The organism is Ruegeria sp. E8 (genome assembly GCF_056533985.1).
Window position 1 is genome coordinate 185,598 of record NZ_JBQFOY010000005.1, and the last position, 21,654, is coordinate 207,251.

General features: G+C 53.6%; 22 protein-coding genes and 2 pseudogenes. 14 read left to right on the forward strand and 10 right to left on the reverse strand.

All coding sequences use genetic code 11. The annotated features are described in order from the left end of the window. Positions 1 to 39: 39 nt before the first annotated feature. From ACR0LF_RS09165 to ACR0LF_RS09195, 7 genes are all read left to right on the forward strand, one after another. Positions 40 to 1,239: an N-acetyltransferase DgcN family protein gene (locus tag ACR0LF_RS09165; protein ID WP_480576518.1), complete on the forward strand. Its 1,200-nt coding sequence runs from the start codon at positions 40 to 42 to the stop codon at positions 1,237 to 1,239. Next, on the forward strand, positions 1,236 to 2,351 hold the full coding sequence (locus ACR0LF_RS09170) for an alanine/ornithine racemase family PLP-dependent enzyme (protein ID WP_480576515.1): 1,116 nt from the start codon (positions 1,236 to 1,238) through the stop codon (positions 2,349 to 2,351). The genes ACR0LF_RS09165 and ACR0LF_RS09170 overlap by 4 nt, the downstream gene beginning before the upstream one ends. A gap of 171 nt (positions 2,352 to 2,522) precedes the next feature. Then, positions 2,523 to 2,657, forward strand: a complete 135-nt coding sequence (locus ACR0LF_RS09175) for a hypothetical protein (protein WP_256368739.1) — start codon at positions 2,523 to 2,525, stop codon at positions 2,655 to 2,657. Between the two features lie 79 nt (positions 2,658 to 2,736). Then, complete coding sequence (locus ACR0LF_RS09180; RefSeq protein WP_171722469.1) at positions 2,737 to 3,309, forward strand: hypothetical protein; 573 nt, start codon at positions 2,737 to 2,739, stop codon at positions 3,307 to 3,309. A gap of 567 nt (positions 3,310 to 3,876) precedes the next feature. After that, a complete protein-coding gene (locus ACR0LF_RS09185; RefSeq protein ID WP_480577249.1) occupies positions 3,877 to 4,509 on the forward strand; it encodes a tyrosine-type recombinase/integrase in 633 nt (210 codons plus the stop codon). A gap of 1,635 nt (positions 4,510 to 6,144) precedes the next feature. Continuing rightward, positions 6,145 to 6,837 carry a hypothetical protein gene (locus tag ACR0LF_RS09190; protein ID WP_480856251.1) on the forward strand — a complete coding sequence of 231 codons (693 nt, stop codon included), beginning with the start codon at positions 6,145 to 6,147 and terminating at the stop codon, positions 6,835 to 6,837. Positions 6,838 to 6,911: 74 nt separating this feature from the next. Next, positions 6,912 to 7,160: a ParB N-terminal domain-containing protein gene (locus tag ACR0LF_RS09195; protein ID WP_170357377.1), complete on the forward strand. Its 249-nt coding sequence runs from the start codon at positions 6,912 to 6,914 to the stop codon at positions 7,158 to 7,160. Here the strand turns inward: ACR0LF_RS09195 and ACR0LF_RS09200 are convergent. The 3 genes and pseudogenes from ACR0LF_RS09200 to ACR0LF_RS09210 all read right to left on the reverse strand — a co-directional run bounded on the left by ACR0LF_RS09200 (position 7,152) and on the right by ACR0LF_RS09210 (position 9,333). Beyond that, positions 7,152 to 8,159, reverse strand: coding sequence for a fatty acid desaturase (locus tag ACR0LF_RS09200; RefSeq protein WP_480856253.1), 1,008 nt, complete (start codon positions 8,157 to 8,159; stop codon positions 7,152 to 7,154). The two genes, ACR0LF_RS09195 and ACR0LF_RS09200, sit on opposite strands and share 9 nt — an antisense overlap. A gap of 72 nt (positions 8,160 to 8,231) precedes the next feature. Next, positions 8,232 to 8,438, reverse strand: coding sequence for a cold-shock protein (locus ACR0LF_RS09205; protein ID WP_170430361.1), 207 nt, complete (start codon positions 8,436 to 8,438; stop codon positions 8,232 to 8,234). A gap of 505 nt (positions 8,439 to 8,943) precedes the next feature. Further along, positions 8,944 to 9,333: pseudogene (locus ACR0LF_RS09210) on the reverse strand (MerR family transcriptional regulator). A gap of 98 nt (positions 9,334 to 9,431) precedes the next feature. On the opposite strand from ACR0LF_RS09210, the gene ACR0LF_RS09215 reads away from it, so the two are divergent. Together ACR0LF_RS09215 and ACR0LF_RS09220 are read left to right on the forward strand one after the other, a co-directional pair. Continuing rightward, positions 9,432 to 9,755 carry a hypothetical protein gene (locus ACR0LF_RS09215; protein WP_171238901.1) on the forward strand — a complete coding sequence of 108 codons (324 nt, stop codon included), beginning with the start codon at positions 9,432 to 9,434 and terminating at the stop codon, positions 9,753 to 9,755. A gap of 4 nt (positions 9,756 to 9,759) precedes the next feature. Beyond that, positions 9,760 to 9,978 (forward strand): GDCCVxC domain-containing (seleno)protein, encoded by a 219-nt coding sequence (locus tag ACR0LF_RS09220; RefSeq protein WP_253284533.1) that lies wholly within the window; start codon positions 9,760 to 9,762, stop codon positions 9,976 to 9,978. Positions 9,979 to 10,537: 559 nt separating this feature from the next. Here the strand turns inward: ACR0LF_RS09220 and ACR0LF_RS09225 are convergent. Next, positions 10,538 to 10,828, reverse strand: a complete 291-nt coding sequence (locus ACR0LF_RS09225; RefSeq protein WP_480576507.1) for a hypothetical protein — start codon at positions 10,826 to 10,828, stop codon at positions 10,538 to 10,540. Between the two features lie 143 nt (positions 10,829 to 10,971). Continuing rightward, a complete protein-coding gene (locus tag ACR0LF_RS09230; RefSeq protein ID WP_480576504.1) occupies positions 10,972 to 11,979 on the reverse strand; it encodes a helix-turn-helix domain-containing protein in 1,008 nt (335 codons plus the stop codon). A gap of 397 nt (positions 11,980 to 12,376) precedes the next feature. On the opposite strand from ACR0LF_RS09230, the gene ACR0LF_RS09235 reads away from it, so the two are divergent. The 3 genes from ACR0LF_RS09235 to ACR0LF_RS09245 all read left to right on the forward strand — a co-directional run bounded on the left by ACR0LF_RS09235 (position 12,377) and on the right by ACR0LF_RS09245 (position 13,972). Continuing rightward, positions 12,377 to 12,757 carry a hypothetical protein gene (locus ACR0LF_RS09235; RefSeq protein WP_480856255.1) on the forward strand — a complete coding sequence of 127 codons (381 nt, stop codon included), beginning with the start codon at positions 12,377 to 12,379 and terminating at the stop codon, positions 12,755 to 12,757. Then, positions 12,754 to 13,287 (forward strand): HlyD family secretion protein, encoded by a 534-nt coding sequence (locus ACR0LF_RS09240; protein WP_480576498.1) that lies wholly within the window; start codon positions 12,754 to 12,756, stop codon positions 13,285 to 13,287. The genes ACR0LF_RS09235 and ACR0LF_RS09240 overlap by 4 nt, the downstream gene beginning before the upstream one ends. A 103-nt stretch (positions 13,288 to 13,390) precedes the next feature. After that, a complete protein-coding gene (locus ACR0LF_RS09245; RefSeq protein WP_480856256.1) occupies positions 13,391 to 13,972 on the forward strand; it encodes an HlyD family secretion protein in 582 nt (193 codons plus the stop codon). Positions 13,973 to 14,231: 259 nt separating this feature from the next. Here ACR0LF_RS09245 and ACR0LF_RS09250 read toward each other — a convergent pair whose 3' ends face one another. Further along, on the reverse strand, positions 14,232 to 14,765 hold the full coding sequence (locus ACR0LF_RS09250; RefSeq protein ID WP_480576492.1) for a hypothetical protein: 534 nt from the start codon (positions 14,763 to 14,765) through the stop codon (positions 14,232 to 14,234). 311 nt (positions 14,766 to 15,076) lie between these two features. Further along, a complete protein-coding gene (locus ACR0LF_RS09255) occupies positions 15,077 to 15,325 on the reverse strand; it encodes a hypothetical protein (RefSeq protein ID WP_480576489.1) in 249 nt (82 codons plus the stop codon). A gap of 381 nt (positions 15,326 to 15,706) precedes the next feature. On the opposite strand from ACR0LF_RS09255, the gene ACR0LF_RS09260 reads away from it, so the two are divergent. After that, positions 15,707 to 16,246, forward strand: a complete 540-nt coding sequence (locus tag ACR0LF_RS09260) for a recombinase family protein (RefSeq protein WP_480576486.1) — start codon at positions 15,707 to 15,709, stop codon at positions 16,244 to 16,246. A gap of 440 nt (positions 16,247 to 16,686) precedes the next feature. Here the strand turns inward: ACR0LF_RS09260 and ACR0LF_RS09265 are convergent, their stop codons facing one another. Continuing rightward, positions 16,687 to 17,943 carry a surface lipoprotein assembly modifier gene (locus tag ACR0LF_RS09265; protein WP_480576483.1) on the reverse strand — a complete coding sequence of 419 codons (1,257 nt, stop codon included), beginning with the start codon at positions 17,941 to 17,943 and terminating at the stop codon, positions 16,687 to 16,689. A 517-nt stretch (positions 17,944 to 18,460) separates the two neighbouring features. Here ACR0LF_RS09265 and ACR0LF_RS09270 point away from each other — a divergent pair. Continuing rightward, complete coding sequence (locus tag ACR0LF_RS09270) at positions 18,461 to 19,108, forward strand: transferrin-binding protein-like solute binding protein (RefSeq protein ID WP_480576480.1); 648 nt, start codon at positions 18,461 to 18,463, stop codon at positions 19,106 to 19,108. An 86-nt stretch (positions 19,109 to 19,194) separates the two neighbouring features. Here the strand turns inward: ACR0LF_RS09270 and ACR0LF_RS09275 are convergent. Next, a pseudogene (locus ACR0LF_RS09275) lies at positions 19,195 to 19,386 on the reverse strand (ribulose-phosphate 3-epimerase); the annotation flags it as partial. Between the two features lie 227 nt (positions 19,387 to 19,613). Further along, the gene (locus ACR0LF_RS09280) at positions 19,614 to 21,446 is read right to left on the reverse strand and encodes a pentapeptide repeat-containing protein (protein ID WP_480856257.1); all 1,833 of its coding nucleotides are present in this window, start codon (positions 21,444 to 21,446) and stop codon (positions 19,614 to 19,616) included. Positions 21,447 to 21,654 lie beyond the last annotated feature (208 nt).

Consider the following 21,654-nt stretch of genomic DNA (forward strand, 5'->3'; position numbering starts at 1 on the left):
CCTAGGACGGCGTGTTTCACACTCCAAAAAAGAACAGATATGAAACCCGTACCCATTGCGTCGGATGCCAAGCAGTTCATTGCCAGCGATGCGCAAGAGCTGCCGCCTGAACAAGCCGTTTTTTCGGAGCTTCACCGCAAGACACTTGTGACAGACATACCGACTGCGATTGTGTATTGCGAAGGAAACTTCGCAAAGATCGATGGCAAGACGGCTAATGGTCTCGTTCGACATTCACAGGCCTATCGCGTTCTTTCGGTGATCGACAGCACGTTTGCCGGCTGTGACAGTGGCAAAGTGCTTGATGATGTCGCCAATCAGGTTCCCATCTTCGATGATCTTGATGCCGCCGTCGCTAATGAAGCTACGATCCCCGACACGTTTATTTACGGAATGGCGCCGGCCAGCGGCAGAATGTCCCTTGAGGATCGCGAAGTTGTTGTGGATGCGATTACGCTTGGAATGAACATCGTCAGTGGGCTGCATGAATTTCTTAGCGATGACAAAGAGCTCGTCGGATTTGCCAAAATTCACGATGTCACGATACGCGACATTCGCAAGCCGCGGCCCAATCCCGACCTGCGCCTGTTAGATGGCAGTATTGGAGACGTCCAGGCGATCCGCATCGCGGTGTTCGGCACCGATTGTGCAATTGGAAAGCGTACAACCGCGACAATCCTGACAGGCGCACTTAACGCGCATGGGATCAAAACAGTTTTGGTCGGCACCGGCCAGACAGGTTTGATGCAGGGCGCCAAGTATGGCGTTGCGATGGATTCGGTGCCGCCGCAATTTTGTTGTGGCGAACTTGAGCGTGCTGTTGTTGAAGCATCTGAAGGTGAGCGCCCCGATGTCATAGTGATCGAGGGCCAGGGCGCGCTCAGCCATCCGGCCTTTTGTACATCAGCCTTTATTCTGCGAGGCAGTCAGCCACATGCAGTTATTCTTCAACACGCGCCTAAACGAAAACGTCGATGTGATTTCCCCAACATGACTATGCCCGACCCTTGCGATGAAATCACCCTGATCGAGGCTTTTGCGAACACAGAGGTAATTGGCATGACGATCAACCATGAAGGAATGAATGATGTTGAGATTTCAAAGGTCATCACAGACTACAACTGCAAATTGTATCTCCCGGTCACTGACGCATTGAACCGCCCTCCAAAAAACTTGGTGAATATGGTTCTATCTGCCTTTCCGCGCTTGCAACCCGTACGTGCTACGACGATTGAATGAGCAAGCTGCGTATCGACGTTGATCTGGACAAAATTCGGTACAACACACGGTTCCTCGTCGACCACCTTAGACCCCGCGGAATTACAGTGACAGGCGTGACCAAAGCCGTGTGCGGTCATCCGTCGATTGCGAATGCTATGATTGAAGGTGGCGCGACAGGGCTGGCGGACGCCCGGATCAGCAATGTCATGCGTATGCGCAATGCTGGAATCTCGTGTCCCATATCCTTGATCCGAACGCCCATGTTGAGCCAGGTCGAGCAAGTCGTTGATAACTGCGATGTCAGCTACAACACAGAGATGGACATTATCGCCTGCCTGGCCATCAATGCGCTGGGAAAGAACATTACTCACAACATTATCCTGATGGTGGAAATGGGGGATATGCGGGAAGGCATCTTGCCTGAACACCTTGAAAGCACTGTGTCTCAAATTCTAAGAATGGAAGGGATTTCTCTGAAGGGGATTGGCGCAAATTTTGCCTGTCTTGGTCATGTGGCACCCTCTGCAGAAGCAATAGCATTGCTTTCATCGCTTGCCATCGACACCGAGCGCGCGTTTGGACCCGCTCTTGAAACAGTGTCAGGCGGCGGCTCTGCCAGTTTGCCATGGGCGCTTGGCAAGGGTGCGACCGGAAAGATCAGCAACCTGCGTCTGGGTGATGCTATCCTGTTGGGTACCGATCCTGTATCCGGGCACGCGATCGGCGGGCTTTATACAGATGCTTTCACTCTTTGGGCGGAAGTGATCGAAACAAAAGCCAAATCAAACCCAAATCCCGTGCGAATGAATTACCCTATACCTTCAATGCAGTGTGTGACTTTAGACGGTCCTTCGAATACTCGGTCGATCCTTGCGATCGGACTCCAGGACACCGATGCGGCGGGTCTTGTATTCCCTGCGGGCGTCACGTTCGTCGGAGCCACCAGCGATCATATCATTGTTGAAACCACTGATTGTCCGGCTCGCGCTGGTGGCGAGATGAAGCTAAGAATGAAGTATAGCGCGCTTTCGCGAAGCATGGCAGCACCTGATGTTGCAAAGGTCTTCCGTGGTGCTAGCGCATTGGCAGAAATCACCGCTGCGAACAATGATCGCCCATATTCGAAGTGAATGTAGCGCACTACGATTGTCGCCGTTTAGGTTCAACTTCAGCGAACCGTCTTATTCTGCGGCTTTACGTAGTAAATGAGGCCTCCAATCCCTATATTGGTGGTATCCACATTCACTTTTCACACCCCATCTGGGCGTGTGGGTGGTGCGGACAATCAAAGGATCAAAATGATGTCTTTCAAGGACCTGACGACCAGAGCGGCCGCCGCACTGAAAAAAAACGATGCGGACGCGCCAAAAAAAGAAGCGACGTCTAAAAGACCTGACGTCGTCCCCGAAAAACCAAAGGCCAAGCGTCAAGGTTAATAATACCCTGCCGGGATCGGGTGGCTTGTTCTTGGTTACAGCTCCGAACGGGCGGTATCTGCAAAGGAGAACTACCCAAATGGACCAGATAGTCAGCAAGACAATCGCAGTCTTTTCCAAGCCGTTTACTTTCCCTGGATTTGACGAATTACTCCCGGCGGGCGAATACGAAATAGAAACAGAGCTTTCCGCACCGCCTGACTATTTGAACCCGGAAGCCTGGAAAGCATCCGTGCTAATCTGCCTGCATCCAAGGGAATCTCACCCCGGTCTGGCGCGAACGCTGACCGTTTCTCTTGCTGATTTGGACAGAGCACGCGCAAAGGACAAGTTGTCTTCAAAGGAGTTGTCGCAGTTCCTGCTCGACCAATTATTGGCCGATCCCATGGTGCAATTGATTATGAGGGCAGATGGCGTTTCAGAGACACAACTTCGACACCTCTACTCGGACTCGCTCATTTCTGAAGCAGACGACAGATCATCAGATCAAAGTGCCCTACGGCGAGGATGCGGAAGCGGCGCTCAGTACGCCTTCGCGGTCCAAGCTGCCGAGAATGAAGGAATGCCGGTTCGTCCCTTAATAACCCCTCGGACTGCAGGCCGCCCCATAGGGCAGTCTGAACCAGGCAGTTCCTTCAACCCCAAGGCATAGTGCTCGGAACTTTCTTTTCCAACCGCGGAGTAAACCAAAACAGAAATCGAGGCTAAGAACTGATGGAAGACTTGGACGAAACAGATGCAATCATGGCTCGCGCTCAAAATGACGTGCCGCAAGAACGCCCGTGCCTACGTTGCAGAACTCCATTCTGGAGCGAGGGGTTCGGAGAGCGGATTTGTCGACGCTGCAAGGGGTTGAGCGCCTGGCGAAATGGCGTATCGGTAAGCCCCGGGCTAGCTCGGCGTCGCTGATAAACTGACGACAGTCTTACCAGCTTTTCTGATCATATCTCATTTTATCTTATTGGTGCTGACCCAGCCCGCTGATCCGGGCCTTTTAACGTGGAACCCGATCGGTAATCGGGGCTGAAGACGAAGCGTACGCGCAGTTTGGATTCGAACCGTTCTTCTGCGTAGCGATATGGGCTCAAGCCGCCAAATGCACACGCTGAGACCATGCCACTATTCATAATCGGGCAGCAGGCATTCACGCCGCTTGTACTATTTGATTGTCAGCGCGGTGCTGTCGCTTGGGTGCGGGGGGTGGAACGGAGTGCATGATATGCCAAGAGTCCAACTACCCGCAGTCACCCCAAAACCCAGAGCTTGGAACAAGGGGCGGATCATCGGTCAGAAACGACCGCTACTCCCAAAACAGGTCTGGGCGATCCGTGCACGGCTCGAACTTGCTGGAAATCTTCGTGATCTCACAATTTTCAACGTCGCGATTGATAGCAAGCTACGCGGCTGCGATCTGGTCAAACTCGCTGTGACCGATCTTGTCAAAGACGATCGCGTCCGTGAACGTGTTTCGGTGATCCAGAGCAAAACCAAGCGACCTGTTCAATTCGAACTGACGGAAAACACGCGAGAAACTGTATTGGTATGGGTAAAATCACCGGAAATGTTTGCTAGCCGGTTCATGTTTCCAAGCCGATTCCATGATCGACCACACATCTCGACGCGCCAGTATGGCAGGCTGGTTCGAGACTGGGTGACCGCAATCGGATTGGAACCGAGCGGATATGGCACGCATTCGCTTCGCCGAACCAAAGTAGCTGAGATCTACCGCAAGACAGGAAATCTCCGCGCGGTCCAACTTCTGCTTGGGCACACAAAGGTCGATAGCACCGTGCGATACCTGGGCGTTGAATTGGAAGACGCGCTAAGCATTGCAGAGCGCATAGACATCTGAGACAGTTTGGCGAGCGGCGCTGTCGGTCGCCAATCCATAGTGGTTCTAGTTCTTTTACGCAGGGGGGGACGTAGCGTGCCCTGAGCGGAAGTGTCAAAATCTTGTTGCGTACGCTCGCAGCACAGTTTTCTCGGCTCAGGCGCAATTTACAGGGTACGGGACGGAGCGGCCATTTGATCGCACCGCGGGTACTTGTGCAGAAGCGGCGCGAAAATCGCTGCGTTGCAGCCAATGTCATCAGGCCAGTCATTCATAGTCACGGGGAAGCCTTGATCACATACTCCTCTTTCGCCGCACTCAGGCCAGACAATTTCTTTCGGTAGTTTACTAAGGATCTTGGTCACCGGCAGTTTCAAAAACTACCTGCCCTGGCGGTACTTGCATTGCGACAAGGGAAACTTCCTTGACTCTATTCTGGCTAAGGACCACAAAAGTGCATTGGTGAAAATTACTCGTCGCCGCGATGCTGCCGGCTTCGATGATCCAATGGCCTTCAGAATAACTGTAGCATGTGCCCCAGCATAGGAACGGGTTTCGCTGGGGTCTTCGTGATGAGCTAGTTCCTCGCAAGCATACACAACTGTCACCTGACAAGTCCCAGTCGTCGCGTGACTCATGAAAGAAGGCGCCGTATGAACAACACATGGCTAATAATTAGCGTGCTTGATGCCCGATAGATCAGGCCCCAGGCTTCGCCTCAATCTGTCATTCATCGTGTTTTCGAACCGCGTTCTGTGTTTGATCCCGACACTCTTGTTGTTGCTCACAGGGACGCAGCTTCCTGCCCAAGTCACAGGCAATGCCGACGGAATGGTTTGTGAGGAAGGTTTCGAAAACAAAAACGGATCGTGTCAAAGAACAGACCTACCTGAAAACGCATATTTGACGGGCAGTTCCTATGGCAGTGGCTGGGAATGCAAACATGGTTTCCAGCATGTCGGAGAGTTTTGCGAGGAAATCAATGTTCCTGAGAATGCCTACCTTGCATCGACCGGAGATCGATGGGAGTGCAATCGGCTCTTCCGGCAAGTCGGAGAAAAATGCGAAGAAATGACTGCGCCTCAAAATGGGTACGTTGAAACCCGGTTTGGCGCACAGGAAATACACTGCAACTGGGGATTTCGTAAGGAAAGCCAGGATTGTGTTGCGATTAGTGTCCCAAGCAACGGCCGTCTGACTGACAAAAACAGCGCGGATGGTTGGGTATGCCTCAGAGGTTACAGGGCAGCGGAGAGCGGCTGTGAGCCTGTGGCCGTTCCACTGCATGCATACCTTGCGTCTGAAACCTACTCTGGATGGAAATGCGAACGTGGCTTTCGCGCAAACCAGGACAAGTGCGTTGCGATCCTTGTCCCTTCAAACGCTCATTTGAATCGAAGAGGTGATGGTTGGGAATGCAATCGGCCGTTCACACGACAGAATGATAAGTGCATCGAAAATGTGCCGCGAAAATAGGTTGGTGGAAATCAATATCGCCTGACAAATCCGGAAGGACCAAGCCGTGAACCATAACTCGATTGACGAAAAACTGGGCAAAATGCTCAAAGCCGAAAGGGCGCATCGCTGGTCCTACAGAGTAAAGATGTTTATCGCGATAGCGGTGTTTGTTGCGGCGATAATTGTAGTGGTGTTTCTATGATGCGTAAAAATGCTCCTCAAGTAACCCTTCCGGACTCAAAGATGTCAGCTCGTGGTCTGGAACAAAGAGCATTTCAGGACCGCAGTGTTCGTAAGGCGCGGAACGCTGACGTATCTGGAGTGATTGAGGAAGAATTTGGAAAGTACTTGATTAAGGCTGGCATTCTGAGCGGTAACAGCGTTGCGCGCGCATTCCCCAAGCCACCAGCCAAAACGCAGGCAATGATTGCTGATGCAGTCGGCGAAACACCAGCATTGGCTATTGAAGCCTTAAAAGAAATTCTCGAAGAACGAGACAGGAAGCGTAGCAGTCAACGCCGTTTGGAGGGAAACTCCGGCACCCTCGTTCCCAGTGAAAGAGAATATGCCGAGGCATTGCGCCAGATCAGGCTGACCGCTGCGCAGGTTACAATGCTCAAAGCACTTACAATCGCAGGCAAGGAAGGCCTGACCATTGGTCACTTGTCTCAGGCGGCCGGTTACAAATCGCGCGAGGCGTCCGTCAAGGTCTTCAAGAAAATCGGGCTATTGATCGCAGAATATCTGGAACTCGAGCTTCCCGAAGCCGGATCGGCACAGAATGATGGCGCCGCACAGGTTCTGGCATTTTCTCACATCAAAAGTGACGATGAACCAGCGACTTGGATCATGCATCAGGAACTGCGCGATGCTGTTCGTTCGGTTCTATGACGCACGTTCCAGCCCCAGCTTTTGCAACGAACTCTGAACCGGAACAATTGCACGAAAGGTTGCTCACGTAGCTTATGTTGGAGAAAAGACCATATCCGCTCGACCTGATCTATGTACCTGTGAAACGGGCGAAAACGCTTGATCAACAAAAAGTTCTGACGCTGGCCGAAGATATCCTGAAGAACGGCCAGAAGACCCCGATCCAGATACGCGCGGACAACAAGAGGTTCGTGCTGATCGAAGGCCTTCACCGACTGGAGGCCATTCGCGCCCTAGGCGGTGACACTGTCGAGGCATATCTGGTGCGCGCCAGACTACACTGAGTTGTTATTGGTGTTCGACAAAGCCTCGGAAAATGTCAGCAAGCGCTGACTTTTTTCGTCCCAAAGGTGCAATCGCGCACAATGAAAGCTCTCATATAAAGTAATACGCTGGCAATCTTCCAACTCGGAATGGTCACGCAAAACCTCGTTTAACCGATAAAACGGTATGCGGCTGGCAAGGTGGTGAACATGGTGCACACCAATATTGGCAGAGAACCAACGCAGGATGCCTGGTAGGGCATAGTGAGAACTTCCAAAGAAAGCGGCGTTCTGAAGATTCCACCCCTCTTCCCGTTCCCAGGTCGTGTGTTCAAACTGGTGCTGAATATAGAAAAGCCAAATACCAATCGACGCGGCGACGATCATGGTTGGCAGGAATACATAAACCAATACATCCAGGCCTCCGATCCAAAAAATCAGAGCCAGGACCACCGCAATCGCGGCGTTTGTTCCCATTGCACTTGCCCAATACAGCCAGCCTGACCGCATGAACCCAAAAGGCAAGCGATTTTGAAGAAAGAACGTGTAGACCGGTACGATACAGAACAGGAAGAAGGGGTTCCGGATTAACCTGTAAGCGGCACGACCGGCCCACTTGCGCTTCAGGTATTCCTCTACAGTCAACGTAGGGATATCGCCCATCCCGCGCCGATCAAGGTTGCCGGTTGAGGCGTGGTGAATCGCATGGCTTTGCCGCCAGACGTCATAAGGTGTGAGGGCGAGAACACCCAGGACCCGGCCTGTCCAATTGCAAACGGTACGGTTTCTAAAGAATGATCCGTGACCACAATCATGCATGATGATGAAGATACGCACCAGAAATGCGGCGTTCAGGATGGCCAGTAGAACAGCGACCCAGATACTAAGGGATAGTGCAAACCACGCTGCGCCCCATAGCGCGAAAAAGGGGATGACAGTGATTGTCAGTTCAAAAACGCTACGCTTCGTATCGGGCACACGGTATTGCGCGAGCGCCCGGGTCAATTCCTGCTGTTGCAACTGACTTGTTCTCCAACGGCTCTTAGGAGCCCTCTGAGCAAACGGGCACCCCAGAAGGGTGCCCCTAGCAGGCTATGCAAGTGCCAGGTTGGCGGCGCTGTCGCGTCCGTCACGGCCAGCCTCGACGTCGAAGGTAACCTTCTGGCCGTCCTTCAATTCGCTAATGCCGGAACGTTCGAGTGCTGAAATATGCACGAACACGTCGCGCTTGCCATCTTCAGGTTCGATAAAGCCAAAACCTTTGGTCGAGTTGAACCATTTTACTGTGCCATTTGCCATGGTCGAAGTCTCCTAATACTTGCCGCCCGCATTATTGCGGCGACTCGGCGTGGTCGGTCTGAATCGAAAGACTGAGCGCCGAATTTGGGAGACAGCAGGTCGAAAAAGAAAAACGTTAGCCTTGTGTATATGGACTTCGAGTACGCACGATACAAGCCTTGATACAATAGAAAGCAACAGAAGATCTGAGTCTGCCTAGCCCAATTTAGGACAAGGATAAGCAGAACCATTGCTCTGCGATTCGGAAATCAGAGGTCGGCTTCATGATAAAAACCTGCCGAGTGCGTATGCAGCAAATTGATTGCTCAGGCACGGTAGGTAGGGCTCACTGTCCGAAATCGCAGTGTGCTTCAAGAACACCGCGGCGAGGCAAAAATGTTCATTGATTGATGGAAACATTGCTAAATCAACGAGTTGACTTCTCTAACGAACGGTAGATTCTGCGCGGCCCGAATCTTGGGTCATGCTGCGTTGGCATAGGGCGACTGCGAGCCTCAAAGTGCCATTAGTAGGTCCGTATCTGCGCAAGCATCGGGCAAAAAACGTTCCCGATGTTACAGTTGGCCGTAAGTTCATTCAGGGCGGCCTCCAATCGCTTAAGTTCGATTATCTTCATACGCACATTGGAGATATGAAGCTCGGCCAGTTCCTTAACGGATTGGCAATCCTCGCTATCGCCTTCGGACAGGTTGAGAAGCACCTTTGCATCGGCAAGCGAAAAACCCAAGTCTCGGCACTTCCTTAGAAAACGAAGCCGTCCAACATCGTGCGCGGAGTACATGCGTCAATTATTCGATGCCCTTTCTGGTTTCGGCACGATCCCTTCGCGTTCGTAATAGCGGATAGTTTCAATTCCGACTCCGCTCTGCCGGGATGCTTCCCCAATCGCAAACATGTGAGATTTCCTGCCTTGATCCTGAAGTGGCTACAGACGTTATACGAGAAGTTGCTGTCTCTACAACTCCGCGCGTCATGGCTCATGAGGGAAACAGAATGCAGAAATACCTTAGCCTCAACTATTTGGGATCGCTATCAGCGCTTGGCGTCGCGACTTGCTGCGTTTTGCCCATGACAATGATGTTACTGGGGCTGGGCGGCAGTTGGTTGGCAATCTTTGGGAAGGTTGCGGCAGCGAGTTACTATGTGCTGACGATTTCAACGGCGCTCGTCGCGATATCTTGGCTGGTATCTTATCGGCGCGGTTCCTTACCGACGTTGAAATGGCGGCTTGCAGGAACGACTCTAATCAACGGCGTGGCTTGGGTCGTTGTGTTTAACGAGGCACGGATTAACGATTACCTGATCATGCAGATGTGAGACTATGACAAAACAAACTGTAGTCCTAGAAAGCACCCTGACTTGCCCGAAGTGTGGCCACAGCGAAACCGAGCAAATGCCAACGGATGCTTGCCAGTGGTTCTATGAATGCAAGTCGTGCAAAACAATTTTGAAGCCGTTGGAAGGCGACTGTTGTGTTTACTGTTCATATGCCACGGTCCCGTGTCCACCAATTCAGCTAGGCGATAGCTGTTGCGGATGAAGTGAAGGACGGCTTTGTCGGGCGAACTGTGAGCTGCCGCCGCGAGCATCGCTGCAATTTGCATGAGTGACCGGTTTTTCCGCTGCTTGGCGGCACTAGATATTCGGCAATCGCAGCGTTTTGCTGCTGCAAGCGCATGCAGCAATAAAACCCAGGGTACAGATTGGGCTCGCTGCTGCCATTCTCTGCGGTGGGCATCGATAGGAGGTAAGAGCCCTTACCAGACATAGCCGAGTGATCTGGTAGCTGCGAGTGCACAAGGCTGCTTACAACACTTTGCCGACCTTGACCCCTACGTGTCCGTCAATAGTCTGAGTTAAATGACCGAATGTCGGTTGCGAGCCCAAAGCGGAAGTTCACTTGCCTAAGGCAAGACGAGTGGTTTTGGACGATTTACCACCCGGCTCGCTTTTCGAGCTGGATGGCAACCAATCAGAAACTGTGCGAGTTCTGTGCGGGATGGTCAGTCAAACTGCGTCTGGATGCTAACAGCGGATGCTGACCGGTCGGATTTGTTCGGATGTGTTTCTCCTTTTTCTGTTTCGTTGGCGGTCGAGCTTTAGTCGTTCCAGTCTTCGTGTTCTTCCTTGAAGTCGTCGCGACGCTCTTGGGCTTCGTCCTGCGCGTCTTCGAAGTTGTCCTTCTGGATTGCGCCGCCCACGGCACCAACTGCAGCACCCGCTGCAGCACCACCCACGATGCTTTCGCCAGCGATACCTGCAACAGTGGCGCCGACAACTGCGCCTTTGATCGCTTTGTCGGTGACGTAGTTAGCATGAGCCGTAGCAGCCATGGTGATCAGAAGGGCGCCTGAGATCGGGGCGATAAAGAAAATTTTCGAGGTCTTCATAGGGTTCATCCTTGTTCTGGGTCAGCAACCACCGCGGCTGCTGTGTGCCATTTAACTAGGTGACCCGACGGCCTGCTTTCTTTTGGAGGCGGGACAAGGTTTTGTGGGTTTTGGACATCTTTCGCCCCCTAACGCTAAGCCCTTTATCGACCAGCTTTACGGAACCTGGCAGGTGTTTCACCTGTCCAGCGCTTGAACGCCACCGAAAAGGCGGCCTGATCCGCAAATCCAAGCATAAAGGCAACCCGGGCAACACCTTCCCCACTACGAAGCATCCGCTTGGACAGGTCGCACAACACCCCTTCTAAGAGTGCTTTAAAGCTTGTTCCTTCGGCCGACAGGTGCCGGGTCATAGTGCGCCGCGTCAGTCCAAGCTCTCCGGCTATATCGTCGCCGTTTGGTATCGGCCCGGGAAGACGTTCCCCGAGCATGTCCACAATGCGGTCGGACAGACTGCGGACTACATCAGGCCGCGCCTTCAGTTGGTCTTCTCCGTGCCTTCGTAGATGCCCCAATAGGGTGGGATCCGCCGTAGGTATCCGAAAGCTCATGCCGTTTGTGGGCAGAGCCAAAGCGTATCCGGATTTGAAGCCTGAAACTTCACATCCCGCCAAATCCGCCAGCAGTCGGCAGTGCTCGGCATCGTCCGTTTCTAACTCAATAGAGATCGGGGCGAGCCCGCTAGCGGTGATTTGTTGAACTCGCTTGTAAAGACCGAATATCAGCATCTCGCGATGGCGAGGATATTGATGCGCCGGGATAACACTGCTCTCCAGAGTGATCTTTGGCCCGTCAGGTGCGCCCACGACGTCCAAGCGCAGGTCCGGGTCTTGCATTGCATAAAAGCGCCGCGTCAAAGCCAGCGCGTCTTCCACCGTTTCGGCTGCCCGCAAGATGTAAGCTAGAAGCGTTCCGGGACCTTGCGCCGAAAGCCCCACACGCGCTGCAAAGGTTTTGTCTTCCAGAACCCGGCACGCGGTTTCAACTGTACCCGCCTCATGAAGCAGCTCGATGGTGGCGTCGGGGCTGCTGCCGATATCAACGGGCACCCCAGCCATCTCCAAGACCTCAGGAAACGGAATGCGCGCTCCGGGTTCTTGCGAATAACGCAGCCCAACGTTTTGCAGTCTGTAAGCGCTGATGCGTGGCATTCGTGCGTCCTCCCCTGACTTGCACGCAACTCCCTGCAGGTACTGCAATTGTCCAGAAGCCAATAACAAATGTCCAGAACCCTCAGGATCGCAGGTGCGATGACGGTTAGGTCCGGGTCATCAGAAAGGAAACGACCATGATCTACTTCGCAAGGTACTACCGTGTACTACGGGCAATCCAAAACTCCGCCAAGCAAGAGTGGTCCGGGGGGAACACCCAGGGTCTGCACAGTTCGCCACTTGGCGAGAAAATACCGAACGGACGTCGTTGGGATCCACCTTACGCCCCTCAAGAACAGCCGTCCGAACCCGCAAAACAACCAACCGAGAATTGAGGTTCTCAAGACACCGAAAATCAACACGCGCAGCTTGGCCGTGCAGCAAAAGGACCTGAAATATGAAACCACCCGCGTTCCTAATGGCGCCTATACTTGGCCTCATCTCAACTCCTGCCTTCGCCGCTGGCGGTGATCCCAGATGGTGGGTCGAGCCAAATCAAACCGACACCTACGCATGGGTCGGCTTGGTCGTTATCGCCCTTGCGATCCTGCTGGTCGTACACCTCTACGCGCGCTTTGAACGTTACACCGAACACAAGTCAATCGGCACTCCGCTGCGCACAACTATTCCGACGATGCTCACTGTCGCCTTGGCATATGAGCTGATGCCTGCCCTGAGCCACTTCAGCAGTCTACTGCCGGGCGCCCTAATCCTGACCGCAATCGCCCGCGACTTCATGTTGTGGTGGCGTCCGTCGAAAGAGGAGTTGGTAAAATGATTGAGCTTCTCATCACGTCTTTTCCGTTCGTCCTGCGCGTGGTCTACCTGAAGTGGTGCAGGCTACCGGTCACCCTGTACAACGTTCACCGAGCGCTCTTCATGTGGTTCGTTTTGGCCCTGATCGTGTTCTTTGCCGTGTTCTACTACTACCCCAAGTCCTACACTGGCCTTGTGCCATTCAGAACGGTTCCGGTCGTTGCCGAGAACGGTGGAACAGTCACAGATATCTACGTGAAGGGCGGTGATCATGTGGAGCCAGGCGATCCGCTGTTTGCCGTCGAGAGCTCTTCTGAACAAGCCGCCGTAGAACTCGCGATGCGCAAAGTTGAGGAAATTGAAAGCGCGAAACTGGCTGCCGAGTTGCAAGTCCTGACCGCGCAGGCCGTTCTGGATGCAGCGATCACCGCCAGGGATCAAGCCAAATTGGTGCTGATGGATCATGAAGCACTATCAAGCAAAAGGCTCAGCGGCATTTCAAGTGAGCCAATTGGAACGTGCCCAGGCTACTTTGAGCACTCGGGAAGCTGAGGTTGAGGCTGCTGAAACGCAACTTGGTGTGGCACAAGTTCAGGCAAAGGCCGTTCTGCCCGCCCAACTTGCATCAGCGCGTGCATCGTTGAAGCAGGCTCAAGTGGAGCTATCAAAAACTCTGACTCTCAGCTCAGTCGACGGTGTAGTTGAACAAGTCACCCTGAATGTTGGTTCACGCGCGGCACAAGCCGCAATGAGCCCGGCCATGCTGATCGTGCCCGACCGCAAAGATGCAGAGAAAGGACGCATCGTTGCTGGTTTCTCGCAGGTGTCTCGCACTGAACTGTACGAAGGTATGGCCGCAGAGGTGGCTTGCGAAAGCAACTTCAACATCTCGATGCGCAACACCGTTCTTCCTGCAAGGATCGTACGTATTCAGGAACAGATTTCTTCAGGCCAGCTAGCGCCTAGCGGTCGTCTGATTGAGCCCAGCGAAAAGGCGAAACGGGGTCAGATCGTTGTACATCTCGATCTGGTGCACCCAGAACACCGCGATCTTCTGGTGCCAGGTAGCGGTTGCATCGTCCAATCCTACACCACCAATTTTGCAGGTGACATGGAAGGAACAATTGTCGCTCACGGGATTCAGGCAATGGGTATCATCAAAGCCGTTGGTCTACGGGTGAAAGCTTGGTTCGGTCTGACCTCGGGTATCGGCTTGATCGGCGGTGGGCACGCCTGATTTTCCGAAGATCCTACTGTTCAGTAAATGCGGCTCCCAAGAAACGTTGGGAGCCGTTTCTACTATTTGCGAACAGATCGCATGCCAAAAAATGCGATTTCTTTCACGGCTTTCTATTACTTGGCAAACGGTTGGAAGGGCCGCTCAGGCAGTTTTTTTGCAAGGAAATGACGACCATGCGCGGTGGCGCGGAATGTCAGCTTTGGTCCGCTCACCAGCCATTTACAGTCCGGCGCTGTACGTCCGGTTGCCTCTCCCTTCACTGCAGGCACTTAGGCGGTGGAAAATGTGAGTAAATTGGCGGCGGTGGACGCAATTGTCCCAGCAACCTATCAAAATCCAGCAAGCCGTAAGTACGCCCGATGTAAAAACTGTGAAGAGCATTCTGAAAGAAATGCGTGATTGCTAGCGCTTCCCGAAGTTCGTTTGAACGTGAGTTAGCCCTATCCTTGTTCGGATCAGGTGCATGGTTGAAAAGGGGTTCCAGGGCCGAAAACGAGCGATCAACCAAACCTGCGTTTAGCAGATTAGGGAAGCGCCTTAGAACGTCCACCCGAGCAAGGGCGAAACCTGTTTCTAGTTCGTTTTTTAACGGCACTTCACCAGCGTTCTTAGCAAGCAAAGTGCGCGCCTCAAAGAAAGCCCATCCCAGATTGTAGAGATCAACGCAGAAGTCCTTTGGCGCAGACCATTCGTCGCTTTCACTACCGTTGAACATTTCGAGCCACATTCTGACGCTTTCAGCGCGTTTCTCATCTGATTTTAAGAACTCTTCCTTTGACGCAAAATACACCTGCTCGTCCTTTCGCCTGTTAGGTCTTGGCGAATCATTCACAGATGAAAACTTGGAGAAAAATACCCCTTTTGGAGAGGGTTTCTCGAACTTGAGCTTTGGGCAATTTATTCTGTCCGCAGTTAGGCACCGGCAGTCAAAAGTGACCAAACCGAACGGAGTTGTTTCACTGCCGTAAACAGAAAGTTCCGCGCCACCGCAAATTTGGATGAGGGGTCGATGCAGGCTTTCGGCGTAATTTTGGTCTATGGGCCAGGGGGCGGGGTCCGGATTCGACGGGCCCCGCATGTTGCGGCAATTGTGGTGACGTATCAGTCCTGTAGCGTTGCCATGGCGAGCTTAACCGCCATGCCAGCTTTTGTGTTGATTTCCACATTGGGCGATTTTGCCAACCTATGCAGTTCCCTTAGTGCGTCTATGGAACACTGGTGGCTTCCGTGGATTGCAATTCCTTCAAGGTCGTCAATCCATTCCAAAGAAGTGCCGGTGTCGCCAGTTCTCTTAAACTCTCGCGCTCCAACCACTGCCTTTTGCAGGTAAGTGTCTTCGGTTTCTGTCATTCCTATCTCCATTTTACGTTGCGTGCTAACGCTAGTGGCTGGCGAACCTGTATGTCATGAAGTTTGTTCTCTGGAGACAATGGGTTACATCACCAAACAACCAGACAGTTTAAGGCAAGAGCGCCGGACACCCATCGATAGGCCATTGAAATTTCTACTGCCTTTCGGCCGGCGCGACAGACATTGGCATACACGCCGACGGACAACCCCAACCGGTTCCCTTACTTCGTAACTTCAAAAATCCGCTCGGGTCGGTCTTATTTGGGTACACCCCACCAAAACGAGGCGATGAGACATCAATATTGTCTCATATAAATGTCTTGTAATTGCTCAGGTGATTCTTACATCGAGTCCAGAGTCAAACGAGACACGGTGCAGGAAATGAAAATCGGATATCGCAGAGTCAGCACGACAGATCAGAATTTAGACCGACAAGAGCTGAACGGTTGCGAGAAGTTCTTTGAAGAGAAGCTGAGCGGTGCGAACAGGGATCGGCCGGCGCTGCGTGACTTGATCGACTTTGCCCGGGAAGGCGACGAAGTGATCGTTCACAGCCTCGATCGCTTGGCCCGAGACCTGCGCGACCTAAAGAGCATCGTGGACGAACTGAACGACAAAGGCGTGACTGTCGAATTCCAACAGGAGCGGTTGCGCTTTTCGCCTGATGCAGAAGATCCCTTGTCGAAACTGCAACTGCACCTGATGGGTGCCTTCGCTGAATTCGAACGATCCATGATCCGTAAGCGACAGGCTGAAGGAATCGCCCGAGCGAAAGCGAAAGGCGTCTATAAGGGGAGGAAAGCGACTATAGATCGCGAGCAGGTCTCAGAATTGCAAGCTCAAGGGATGGGCGCAACGGAGATAGCTAAGACGCTCGGGATTGGGCGGGCGTCGGTTTATCGGGTTTTGCAAGGCGAATGATTGGTAGTTTAGAGGCTATGGCCACCTAGCAGACATTCGCTGCGGGCGCGACACCGGGAGCCACTAACGGCCGCAATGCGCAATTTTTGCACCCGTCGCCATCGGACGCAAAAACTGGATGTTTGCCGGACGGACACGCTCTTTCTGGATTCATAGCAGCGCCACTGCGTCATTTCGGAAATTGTACAATGTCGAAGGAACTGTTTCACGAAACTTACCGCAGATGTGTTGGGCTTTGCGGCACTACTCTGATGTGGATCTTGCCAAGATCTATGGCGACAACAAGTTGCGTGTCTACACGCAGGTCTAGGACGGCAAACCCCCACAGCAGTTTCTTGAAGAATACCTGGAACGTTTGCGGATGCGCGAAGAGTTCATGCAGCTCTTTCGGTCCCGCTGAGCATGATCTGCAACGGGTGACGGAAACTCTGAAAAAACAATCAGAACCGCCTTTCCAGTCCGATTTCAAAGTTCGTCTCAGAAAAGCTATAGGCTGGAATGTCGGAATCCGTGCGGCTGTATTCAATCAGTCCGAACGGGGAAAACCCGTTGCCGATGAACAGGTCGTTCTTCTCGATTCGAAGGCTTGAGCCCCATGAGTTTTCGTCCGGGTTCGCAGTAAGCAGCGGGCTGGGCGTCTTGAAGGACTTGCTTTCCAGATAGACCGAAGGCCGGAACGTAAAGCCGCCGCGCGCGTCGTATTGACCGAACAGGGTCACTCTTTTGCGGGTATAGTTCTCAAGGACGTCATCAACCGATTTGTCCTGATAGAACGCGCTGACGCCGATCAAACCGCGACCACCCACAGATCGCCGAAGGCCCAGCTCGCCCTCAAAGGAATGACCGTCAAGCGCGCTGGACCTGGGGTTATGAAGCTTTGATCCGTTCAAAGCGCCAAACACCGAACCGCCCAGCAGGTTGCGCCGTTCGAAGGCGGCTTCCAGCGAGATTCGGTTTTCATATGTCCGACCACCGATCAACCGGGTTCCGACCGCGGGCCCGAATGAGACGGTAGTGTATTGCGACAAGGTGCGGAGGCCTAACCGACCAACAAAGATGTAGTCGTCATAGCGCGAGGTCCGCGCTTCGGTTATGTCGAAGTTGAACGACGCGAAGGCAACCGTTTGCAGATCGGTAAAGCCAAGGTTGACTGGCCGCCGGAAGTTCGCTGCGCCAGTCGCCCGAACTCCGATCTCGGTCGACGTATCCCGGTTCAGCGTGAAGGGCAGGTCGAAGCCAAGGAAACGGAGCGTGATTTCGTCGGTATCGTATTTCCGAGGGTTACCTACGGTCGTGAACCTGAAGCTGAGATCCCAATCAAAGCCCCGGCGAGCATCGATTTCGCGAATGAATGCCAATACGCGCGTCCTGACCGGGTCGGGCAAATCACCGGACAAGACAGTGAAGAATTCATTGCGTGCGCGATTCCACTGGCGGGCCATGAAGTAGGCGCGCGCCAGTTCGAGTCGTACCCGGACCAAGTTCGGATTCTCGGCCAGAATCGATGAGAATTTTTCAATTGCTGCCTCTGGGCGGCCATTTTCCAGATCGGCTAGCCCGCTCAGAAACAGGGCTTCGATTTCGAACTGATCTGCCGTTTGTGAAACGTGCTGGGCTGTGTCAGCGTTGGCCTGAAGTGCAGGACCGAGCCCGGTCAGGAAAAAAACACAGATAGAAAATAGTAATGTCCTGATCACTCTGGAACCCCTCATAAATACCCTCAAAGTTGTTGCGGTACAGATCGTGAGATGTAAGAAACGCAGAACTGGACATTGTCATACGATCTTGATTTTGCTTCTTAAAAATGTGCCATTCGGATTTATGGCAACACCATGAAATTCCTTTGGGTTGAACTTGCAACTCGGCTTGCGCTGCATGGGTGAACATCTAATGTGCCGCCATTAAATTGACTATGGAGCTGTTATGAAAACGAAGATTAGTTGCCGGATTGCAGCATTTATTCCTATAGCCCTGTTGAGCGCCTGTGGGGGCATCGCTGGGCTGGATGCCGACCGAGGCGACAGTAGTAGTGGTTCGTCTTCGAGCGGATCCGGAGTTCAAGGGCCGATTTCGACAACACCCGCACAGAAGATCAATCTACCTCAAAATGGTACGGCAACACTGAACGGCCGGGCGGTTGTCCAGTCTTTCACGAAAAACCAGACAACACAGCAAGTGGCTGTTCAAAGCCAGTCCCAACCCGCAGATTCGAACGTGACCTTGACAACAAGCGGGGGCAACATCGTCGCTCTGACGGGTGCTGCGGCTGGGTCGAATGTGATTGTTGACAGCCGAACTGGTGATATTGTTCAGCAAGGGACGGTGACGACGGTCTTCAATTCCTCTAACCGGGACAAAGGGGTCCTGTTTGTTGATCCCTCGCGCACACGTTTTGAGTATCAGACGTTTGGTACTTGGATTGTCGGGCGCAACCAAACGGCCGGGACGGCGACTGCGGGATCTTATGGATCGGTTACGCCGACCGCAGATATGCCAAGCGGACGAACTGCTACGTATAGCGGTGCGAGCTCGGGTGTCGCCCGTCTGAGCGATGGTCTACAGTATCAGACAACTTCAGTCGTCAATGTGACCACTGACTTTTCGAGCGCAACGATTTCAAGCACGGGAACAAATGCGGGAAGTCTGGTGGTGGGTGTGCCGGATCGCGCAGCTCCGGAATTGGACTTCAGCGGTTCGGGCCCAATTTCGAACTCCGGATTTACCGCGACGGTTGCCGGGTCCGGCACAAGCGGCGAGGCTTACGGGGTGTTTTATGGTCCAAACGCCGATGAAGTCGGTGGCACATTCCAGCTGTCCGGAGCTGGTGGAGTGTCACATATCGGCGCGTTTGGCGCTGACTGACTTTTTGACAGAGCCCTTTTCTTAAAAGGGCTCTGTTCTATGCGGGTAACGGGTTAAGCGTATTTTCGGTTTCTGAGGTACCGACTTCACGACAATGCCGTTTCCGCAACTGTACGAACAGCGCGGATGTTGTCTCCGTAGACGTCCGGGGCTGAAACCGACCCGCCTTTGAAAACCGCGGACCCTGCGACCAGAACATCCGCGCCTGCGGCCGCCACTAAAGGCGCGGTTTGCGGATCAACACCGCCGTCGTTTTCGATATGCACCGGGCGGTTACCAAAGTTCGGCGGCGGCTCAAGAATGAAGCCGGTCGTGTGGCAATTGGCTTTCATCTCTACATCAACGACCGCTTTCATAACTTATCGACATGCCGCAACTGCTGTGTGGGCTAATCTCGGCAAAGGCGGCAATGGGCTCAATTGGTTTGTTCAGTCTCACTGCAGAGAAAGTCGGCGGCGAAAAACTGACTTAGATAGCTCCGGCGCGTAGCCCCGCCGCGGATTGGTTAATTCTGCCCCGCATCGAGCGCGTCTGTCGCACCTTCGACCTCGGCGAGAGCGGGCTTCCATTCGCACCCTGGATCGGGGGCAATGGGTTCGACATCGCTCCATTCATCAGGAAGAACGTGACGTGCAACAAAAAATTCATTCGCATCAACTGGTTTCGCTATTATCCAGCCGAGCCAACGACCGTAGAATTCGATGTCTGACAGCACAACGCCCAGCCGCGATTGGCATTGATCACCTAGTTTCATGCGGAGCGCATCTGTCATGGCTACGGATCCATCCAAAAAGGCATTTTGAAAATCTGTACGCCTATCGAAAACGACTTCTGTCATTTCCACAAACCTCAGCGCGCCGCCTTTGTTTGTGCTCGCGCTGAGGTTTGTATAGTCTAAAATGCTCTTTCGGTCTTCTGTTCCTGCCAAATGGGAGTAGCTAAGGTCTGCCCCCTGCAACTGCGCTCTGCCAAGATCTGCCCCCTGCAACTGCGCTCTGCCAAGATTTGCCCCTTGCAACTGCGCCCTGAAAAGGCTTGCCCCCTCCATCTGCGCCCCGCTAAGGTCTACCCCCTCCAACTGCGCGTAGCGAAAGTCTGCCCCCTGCAACTGCGCAGCGCTAAGGTCTGCCCCCTCCAACTGCGCGAAGCTAAGGTCTGCCCCATCCAACTGCGCGAAGCTAAGGTCTGCCCCCTCCAAATGCGCACCTCTAAGTTTTACGCCATCCATCTGCGCCAAGGCCAGATGGGAACCGCTCAGGAACGCGCTGTACATGGTGGCGTCGCGCAGGTCGGGTTTGTTGGTGTTCACATCGTTCCAGTTGGGCTTTTGCAAGTCGCCGCGGGCAGCGGAGCGGCGGACGTTCCATTCTTGGGTGAATGCGCGTTCCTGTTTTTCGTCAAGGTCGTCGAGTTTGCAGGGCGCGGCTTCGCGTTTGCACCAGGACGCGAAATAGTCCTTTTGCGCCTCTGCATATGGCAGCCAGCCTTGGGGGCGCTGGACGAGCTGCTCTCCGGTCAGGTTGAGGGGGGCGAGAGCCAGGATGCGGCCGGTTGGATCGAGGGCGGCAAGGCGCGCATCAATTGCGGCGATGCGGTCCTTGTGAGCTTCGAGGATTGGGAAAACGTACGTCAGGCGGGTAAGTTCGCCTTCGGTGCGGATGTAGCTGACAAGGACAAGCGGAAAGCAAAGGAAAATGAGGCCAAGAAGGCCCGGGGCGACGCGGAATATGTGGCCGGAGTTTCGGATGTCGTTGCTTTTCATTCGACGTCGGAGCATGAGAAAACTGGTGATGCCGGTGAAGCCCATGGTGAACAGGCTGAGGGCGGCTGACAGCGTAAGCCCAAAGGTGCGTGCCGGCATGGAGAGCCACCAGAGGAGGCCAATGACGATTAAGCCAAAGGCCCAGGCGATGGCGAAGTTGAGCCACATTGCAGTGCTTTCCAGCACTCGGTGGGTTGTAGGGGGCCAGAACTCTTTGCGGCGGCGGGCGCGCATGTGGAGGGCCGCGTCGGTGACAAGCCAGGGGCTGATGATGTCTCCGAGTGGGCGATTGTCAATCCGAGCTGGGGCGGTTGAAAGAGCATCCCAGAGGCGCACGAGGTAGAGGTGGAAGTAGATGTAGATGGCGGCGATGAGGAGCGGTGCGGCGATGAAGAAGGCGCGGGTGGGGACCTCAACATTGACCAATGGCAGTGTTGTGGCGCGGTCGACGCCGTAGAAGTCGACGTGTTCAGTGCTCATCAGGGTGATGCCGACGAAGACGAGGGCGGCGAGGAGGACGAACCAAGTGTTCCGGGCGTTGGTTGTCAGGGCGTTTATGCGCTCGATATCGGTCAAGTTTGAATGCCTTGGGTTTAAATGCATCCACCTTCGCGTGTGTCGGTTCGCTTGGCAAGGTTTGTGCTACAAACAAAAAGGACCGATTTTTCCCAGCAAACAGAAAGCCGACATTTGAATAGCAGAAGCAAACGGCCGTAGAATCCGCTAACCCGCCGTTCACAAATGCTCGTTTGATGTTCCAGTTTTGTGGAACTGTATTTGCTGC